This window comes from Campylobacter sp. BCW_6460, from assembly GCF_001762705.1.
Taxonomy (GTDB): Bacteria; Campylobacterota; Campylobacteria; order Campylobacterales; family Campylobacteraceae; genus Campylobacter_D; species Campylobacter_D jejuni.
In genome coordinates this window covers 1-7,615 of sequence record NZ_MJXI01000030.1, presented here as the reverse complement: position 1 = coordinate 7,615, position 7,615 = coordinate 1, and the positions used below count along the sequence as shown (strand labels likewise).

Here is a 7,615-nt window from a genome sequence, read left to right as displayed (position 1 = left end):
ATCATTGCTTTTTACTTCTATAATAGAAACATTTTTTGTTTTATGATTGATGAAGTCAAAGAAATTTTGCAAAGATTTAAAAATTGAATTAATTTTTGCACTTACCATATATTTTATACATATATATACAATAGCTGAAATTATAATTAAAAATATAACAACTACAGCAACTATAATTAACTGAAGATGATATAAAGGTTCTAAAACTGAATTTTTAGGGGTTGTTACAAGTATACTCCAATGACTTGAATTTTCTAATGTACTAAAAGATGAAACCGAAGCATAACTGGTTAAACCTGTTGCCGTGTAAAAATTATTGATTAAAATATCTCTATGTTCTTTAATAGCACTTAATATAGGAGCTACAGAAGGAGAATTGTTGTATTCATTGATTTTTTGCAAAACAGCTTTAGGATTTTCATGAATAACAAATGTTCCATCATCTGTAAGTAGCAATCTTAAATCTCCTTCATGAAAATTTAAAGAAGGATCAAGTAAAGTTTTAGACATCTGTGAAAGCTCTAAAGTGAAACCAACAACTCCTGCAAAGTCTCCTTTTTGATTAAAAATAGGTATTCCTAAGTTTATCCCTAAAAATTCTCCATTGCCATAATCAAAACGTTTAACTGAACCAAAAGTAATCTTTTGTTCTCCATTGTGCACATTGTTTTCAATTTTTGAGATTACAGGCATACTGTTATACATATTTTTATTTTGTATAAATGTTTTAATACCTCCATCAATCCCTGGAGTTGAATCATTATAAACAATAGATAAATTTCCATTTTGAGTGTCTTTTTCTTTATTTCCTGATAAAACTGAAAGATCTTTAATGTACAAAAAAGCATAAGTGGTATATATACTTGAATCTAATGCTTTTTTGGTGAAATTTTCCAATACATTAATGTCAATGCTCCCATTATCATTAATAACTTGTTGTACACTAGTACCTAATGCTTTAGAGAGTAAAAAAGGTTCATTAAGTGTGGATTGCATATAATTTACATATCTTTTTGAAGCCATTTTTAGGGCAATTTCTGCTTCTTTTTCCATATTTCGAGAAACTTCATATGATATGATGGCAATCATAAAGACTAAGCTAACCATAACACTTCCAATTACTGAAAGGGTTAATTTAGTTCCGATAGATTTTAACATTGTCTTCCTTTCTTGTATATTTATTTTCGAAATTATAACTATAAAATGCTTATTTTTTTCTAAAAAAGTTATTAATTATTAATTAATATTTTGTTAATATTAATTAATAATTAAATTAAATAGTGTTAAAATACATTTACATCAAATTTATATTAAGGAATAGCAATGAAAAAGATTTTCATTTCTTTTGTTGTCCTAGCAACATGTTTATGGGCAAAAAATACCGCCTATACCGATGAAGTTGTATCACTTTATCTTAATAAAGATGATACTAAAGCCATAGGAAGACTTTTACCTACAAATCCTTTTGAAGTGTTAAAAAGCGAAAATAACAGGGTTTTGCTAAAAATTAATGGTTATGTAAATCCTAAAGCACCTTCTGTGATTTATTTCAATGACTCTCAAAGAATTATTGTTGCAGCTTTTTCTAAAAATACAAAATTAAATTTCTCTCAAAGAATAACTGGAAAAGATGGAAAATGGGATAAGGTAAGCCTTGAAATTTGGGCAGATCAAAAAGAATTTGTCAAAGACAATAAAGAAATGTTAAATCGAGCCAAAGAGCTTTTTGTAAATAACTGCGGAATTTGTCATGCTATCCACAAAGAAAAAGAATTTACAGCTAATGCTTGGCCTGCAATTTTCCGTTCTATGGCTGATAGAACAGGCATTGATAAAAAAGACAGATGGCTAGTTATAGAATACTTACAAAAAAACGCAAAAGATTTTAAAACAAAATAAGGAGAAAAGCATGCTAGATAGAAGAAAATTTTTAAAAATTGGAGCGAGCTTAAGTGCTTTACCTCTCATTCCAAGCTTAAGTGCAGGAAAAACCTTAGAAGCTTCAAAAGTTAGCCTTGGACTTGTAAAAAATGGAGAAGTGATCACTGCAGCACACTGGGGGATTTTAAAACTCACTATAAAAGATGGCAAGATAGTAAAAAGTGAACCTTGGGAAAAAGTTACAAAAATGGATAATCCTTTACAGCACTATACTGCCGATATGGTTTATAAATCTCGTGTGAAGTATCCTTATGTGCGTAAATCCTACCTTGAAAATCCTGACAATCCTAAACCTGAGCTTCGCGGAAAAGATGAGTTTGTTCGCGTAAGTTATGGTGAAGCGATCAAGCTTATCGCCAAAGAGCTTAAAAAAACAAGAGATAGTAAAGGTGCAAGTGCGATTTTTGGTGGAAGCTATGGCTGGAAATCAAGTGGAAATATGCAAAACTCACGCATCTTACTTCATAGATTTTTAAATGTAACAGGTGGATTTGTAGGAGCTACAGGAGACTATTCTACAGGAGCTTCTCAAGTGATTATGCCTTATGTTGTAGGATCAATTGAAGTTTATGAGCAGCAAACCTCATGGGAAAATATCTTAAGTGATTCTAAATATGTTGTGATTTGGGGTGCTGATCCACTTTCTACTTTACGTATAGCTTGGACTTCAAACGAACAAAGAGGTTTGGCATACTTTGAAAAACTTAAAGACAGTAAAATCAAAGTGATTTGTATAGATCCTGTAAAAACCACTACAGCGAAATTTTTAAATGCCAAATGGATAGCTCCACGCCCAAATACCGATGTAGCTTTAATGATGGGTATGGCAAGCCATTTAATTGCTAAGAAAAAAATCAATTACGAGTTTTTAGACACTTACACTACAGGCTTTGATAAATTTAAAGATTATTTAGAAGGTAAAGAAGATGGAGTGAAAAAAGATACCAAATGGGCAAGTAAAATTTGCGGTATCGATGAAAAAACTATCAAAAATTTAGCTGAAACTTTTTATGATAATCCTACTATGATTATGAGTGGTTGGGGTATGCAAAGAGCACATCATGGCGAACAGCCTCACTGGATGTTAGTTACTCTTTGTGCGATGTTAGGACAAATCGGCACAAAAGGAGGTGGTTTTGGACTAAGCTACCATTACAGCAATGGTGGTGTTCCAACTTGCAAAGGCGGAGTTATCGGCGGTATGACAGCAGGTAGCTTAGGAATTTGGAACAATGGTAAATTTAAAGGTTTAGCAAAAAGCGAAACTTCAAACGGAGGTGCAGAATGGTTTCAAAATGCAGTGAGTTATTCTTTCCCTGTAGCAAGAATCGCTGATGCTTTACTTCACCCTGGAAAAACCATAGATCACAACGGCTCTAAGCTTACCTATCCTGATATTGATTTTATTTACTGGGTAGGTGGAAATCCTTTAGTGCACCATCAAGATACCAACACTAATGTAAAAGCATGGAGAAAACCACGCACCGTTGTGGTAAATGAAATTTACTGGACTCCAACAGCTAAAATGGCAGATATTGTTATGCCTGTAACTTCATCTTATGAAAGAGATGATATTACCATGACAGGAGATTATTCAAATATGCATATAGCTCCTATGAAACAAGCAGTTGAGCCTGTGGGTGAAAGCAAAGATGATTATGTAATTTTCTCTGATATTTGTAAAATTTATGGAAAAGATGTCTTTAATGCCTACACAGAAAATGGCAAAAAAGCTAAAGATTTCATCAAAGAATACTACAACAGCGCCCTAAAACAAACTCAAAGTTTTGGCGAAGCTTTTGCCACTCCTATGCCAAGCTTTGAAGAATTTTGGGCTAAAAATGAACCAATCACTTTTGAACCAACAGCTGAAAGTTTAGAATGGACTCGTTTTTCAGAATTTATAGAAGATCCTATCTTAAATGCTCTGGGTACAGATTCAGGGCTCATTGAAATTTACTCAGAAACGATTAAAAATTATAATTATGATGATTGCAAAGCCCATCCTACTTGGTTTGAGCCTATTGAATGGCTTGGAAATGCAACCAAAGAAGCACCTTTCCACTTACTTACAAACCACCCAAGAGATCGCTTACACTCTCAACTTTGCCACACAAGCTTAAGAGATACTTATGCAATAAAAGATAGAGAGCCGATTTTAATCAATTCCAAAGATGCAAAAAAACTTGGTATAAAAAATGGCGATGTAGTGCGCGTGTTTAACAAACGCGGTGAAGTTTTAGCAGGGGCTGTTGTAAGTGATGAAATCATGCAAGGGGTTGTAAGGCTTTGTGAAGGTGCTTGGTATGATCCTAATGAAAACGGACTTTGTAAATGTGGAAGTGTAAATGTTTTAACCATGGATATACCAACTTCAAAACTTGCCAATGGCAATATCTCTCACACAGGGCTCGTAAACATAGAAAAATTTAAAGGTGAACTACCAAAACTTACTGCCTTTAGCGCCCCAAAAGGTGTGAACTAAATTTAAGAAAGCCGCAAGGCTTTCTATTGTCCAAGCAAATTTAAACTTAAAGCCATTATTGCCATTCCTAATATAAGTCCATATAAACTATCATGAGCCTTATCATAAGTTTTTGCAGCGGGCAAAAGTTCATCAAGAGATATAAAAACCATAATTCCTGCAATCACAGCAAAACTTATAGCTAAAGTAAGATCGCCTATAAAAGGCAATAAAATCAAAGCTCCAACAAAAGCACCCAAAGGCTCTGCAAAACCCGAAAGAGCTGAATAAATAAAAGCTTTTTTCTTATCTCCTGTAGCATGGTAAATTGGCAAACTCACAGCCAAACCTTCAGGGATATTGTGTATAGCCACAGCCACAGCTATAGCAATTCCTAAAGTAAGATTATCAAGACTCGAAATAAAAGTAGCAAAACCTTCTGGGAAATTATGTATAGCAATAGCTAAAGCTGTAAAAATCCCTGTGCGTTTTAAAGCTTTAGTATTGATCTGATGCAACTTTTCTCCAGGATGAAATTTCGGAGGATTTTGTCCTTTTTGAGGTAAGGGACAAATTTTTAACTCGCTTAAATCCTCTTTGGGCTCGTGAGGATTGACATCTTCGGGGATTAATTTATCAATCAATAAAGATATTAAAATTCCACCAAAAAAACAAGCCAATCCTAAAAGCTCAGCCCAATGCGAATCATAGTGATTTTTAAAATCTTTCAGCGCAGTAGGTAAAATTTCCATGAAAGAAATATATATCATTACCCCAGCTGAAAAACCAAGTCCTAAAGAAAGCACTCTTAAATCATCTTTTCTAGAAAAAAAGGCTATTATAGAACCTATAGCTGTAGAAAAACCTGCAAAAAGAGTCAGTAGTATTGCGATAAAAATTTGTTCAAAGGTAAATTGCATTAATAATTCTTAACTTCAATAAAATTTTAATATTTTAAATATTTATATTTATAAAAAGTTAACATATGGTAAAAATACAAAAGATATTAAAATTTTTAAGAATATTTTAAAAAATTATAGAATATTATAATGTCTTTTTTATAAATTTTTAAAAGTTAAGGAAAAAATATGAATTTTCGTTCTTTAAATATAAGCACTAAGCTTATTCTATCTGTAGCTATAGGGGTAATTTTAGGTATTATTGTATTAGTTTCAACAGTTTCCATATATATTTCTGAAAATATGGAAAAAGAGGCTAAAGATTCAATATTTTTAGCTTCAAAAAGATACACCAATTATATGGAAGGTATTCTAAATGAAACTGTCGTACTTACAAAAGGAGCTGCATCTTCCTTAAATGGCATGTTTGAACACAAAAATCAGGTTAGTGTTGGTTTGATTGAAAGCTTAATGAAAAATTTATTTGATAGTAGTTTATACTCGAGTTATACTTTTTTGTATTTAAAAGATATTTCAGTGCTAGAGGATATTCAAGGAATTGATAAAAAATATACAAGTTCTGATGGTAAAACTTTTGCTATGATTTATTTTGATCAAACCAATAGAAAATCTGGGGGAGTAGAAACAATGCAAACGCCAAATAATTTTGGCAATTTAAAGATTATAGAGGAAGTAGAAAAAAACGCTAAATATGGAGATAAAGATAGTTTATTTGTTGGACCACCAACTAAACTTAACTATAGCGGAAAAGATTTTCTAGGTATTAATTTTGGAATGCCTATTTTTAATAATAAAGGTAAATTGATTGGAGTTGTTGGATATACTTTAGACTTTTCTGAAGTTTCTGAAACTATACTTAACCCAAAATTAGATTTTTTTGAAGGGGATGTAAGAACTTTAGTGACTGATAAAGGCGTTATTACCATTCACAAAAATCATAACGCTATTTTAAAAACACTCAGTGATATAAATAAAGATCCCTCTGTGGAATTAGTCAATAATGCTGTTAAAGAACACAAAACTGTTATAATAGATGATTATATTGCTTCAACTGGAGATTTAAGCTATGCATCCGTTTCATCTTTTAGCACTGCAAATAATTCAAGTCATTGGAGTATCCTTGTAACCGCTCCTAAAAATTCAGTTTTAGCACCTTTAAAGAAACTAGAAATTATTTTTATTGTCATTTCTTTTTTTATACTACTTGTCATATTGGTCATAGTTTATATTTGCGTTAAAAAAATAGTTGGATCTAGAATTCCTGTCATTTTAAAATCTTTAGAAAATTTCTTTCGTTTTTTAAATCACGAAAAGCACGAAGTTGAATTAATTTCAATCAATGCTGATGATGAACTTGGAAAAATGGGCAAAATGATCAACGAAAACATCCTTGCTACTAAAAAAGGTTTAGAACAAGATAATCAAGCCGTTAAAGAATCAGTTCAAACCGTATCAGTTGTAGAAGGTGGTAATCTAACAGCAAGAATTACTGCTAATCCAAGAAACCCACAACTTATTGAACTTAAAAATGTTCTAAATAAACTTCTTGATGTTTTACAAGCTAGAGTAGGTTCTGATATGAATGTTATTCATAAAATATTTGAAGAATATAAAAACTTAGATTTTAGAAATAAAATCTCTAATGCTTCAGGAAGTGTTGAATTAACTACTAATGCTTTAGGTGATGAAATAGTTAAAATGCTAAAACAAAGTTCAGACTTTGCTAATGCTTTAGCTAATGAAAGTGGAAAATTACAAACTGCTGTTCAAAGCTTAACCACTTCTTCAAATTCTCAAGCTCAATCTTTAGAAGAAACTGCAGCAGCTTTAGAAGAGATCACTTCTTCTATGCAAAATGTTTCAGTTAAAACTAGTGATGTTATCACTCAATCTGAAGAGATTAAAAATGTTACAGGTATCATAGGTGATATTGCAGATCAAATCAATCTTCTAGCTTTAAATGCAGCTATTGAAGCAGCTCGTGCTGGAGAACATGGTAGAGGCTTTGCAGTGGTAGCTGATGAAGTTAGAAAACTAGCTGAGAGAACTCAAAAGTCTTTATCTGAAATAGAAGCTAATACTAATTTACTTGTTCAATCTATCAATGATATGGCAGAAAGTATTAAAGAACAAACTGCAGGTATTACTCAAATCAATGATAGCGTAGCACAAATTGATCAAACTACTAAAGATAATGTTGAAATTGCTAATGAATCAGCTATTATTTCTAGTACAGTAAGTGATATAGCTAATAATATCTTAGAAGATGTTAAGAAGAAGAGGTTTTAAT

4 protein-coding genes and 2 pseudogenes are annotated in these 7,615 nt (G+C 31.8%); 3 read left to right on the top strand and 3 right to left on the bottom strand.

What is annotated here, in order from left to right:
* Together AJ881_RS09705 and AJ881_RS09700 are read right to left on the bottom strand one after the other, a co-directional pair.
* Positions 1-72, bottom strand: a pseudogene (locus AJ881_RS09705) (hypothetical protein); the annotation flags it as partial.
* A gap of 444 nt (positions 73-516) precedes the next feature.
* A pseudogene (locus tag AJ881_RS09700) lies at positions 517-996 on the bottom strand (hypothetical protein); the annotation flags it as partial.
* Positions 997-1,323: 327 nt separating this feature from the next.
* On the opposite strand from AJ881_RS09700, the gene AJ881_RS05160 reads away from it, so the two are divergent.
* On the top strand, positions 1,324-1,899 hold the full coding sequence (locus AJ881_RS05160; protein ID WP_070283042.1) for a cytochrome c3 family protein: 576 nt from the start codon (positions 1,324-1,326) through the stop codon (positions 1,897-1,899).
* Between the two features lie 10 nt (positions 1,900-1,909).
* A complete protein-coding gene (locus AJ881_RS05155; RefSeq protein WP_070283044.1) occupies positions 1,910-4,426 on the top strand; it encodes a molybdopterin guanine dinucleotide-containing S/N-oxide reductase in 2,517 nt (838 codons plus the stop codon).
* A 23-nt stretch (positions 4,427-4,449) separates the two neighbouring features.
* Here AJ881_RS05155 and zupT read toward each other — a convergent pair whose 3' ends face one another.
* Entirely contained in the window at positions 4,450-5,325 is an 876-nt protein-coding gene (zupT, locus tag AJ881_RS05150) for a zinc transporter ZupT (protein ID WP_070283046.1), read from the bottom strand.
* A 168-nt stretch (positions 5,326-5,493) separates the two neighbouring features.
* Between zupT and AJ881_RS05145 the strand changes: the two genes are divergently transcribed.
* A complete protein-coding gene (locus tag AJ881_RS05145; protein ID WP_070283047.1) occupies positions 5,494-7,614 on the top strand; it encodes a methyl-accepting chemotaxis protein in 2,121 nt (706 codons plus the stop codon).
* The last annotated feature ends 1 nt before the right edge of the window (position 7,615 follow it).

What these genes read in the sequence shown, in the direction of transcription:
- zupT (WP_070283046.1), bottom strand. Translation starts at nt 5,325, where the DNA reads ATGCAATTTACCTTTGAACAAATTTTTATCGCAATACTACTGACTCTT.
- AJ881_RS05145 (WP_070283047.1), top strand. Translation starts at nt 5,494, where the DNA reads ATGAATTTTCGTTCTTTAAATATAAGCACTAAGCTTATTCTATCTGTA.
- AJ881_RS05160 (WP_070283042.1), top strand. Translation starts at nt 1,324, where the DNA reads ATGAAAAAGATTTTCATTTCTTTTGTTGTCCTAGCAACATGTTTATGG.
- AJ881_RS05155 (WP_070283044.1), top strand. Translation starts at nt 1,910, where the DNA reads ATGCTAGATAGAAGAAAATTTTTAAAAATTGGAGCGAGCTTAAGTGCT.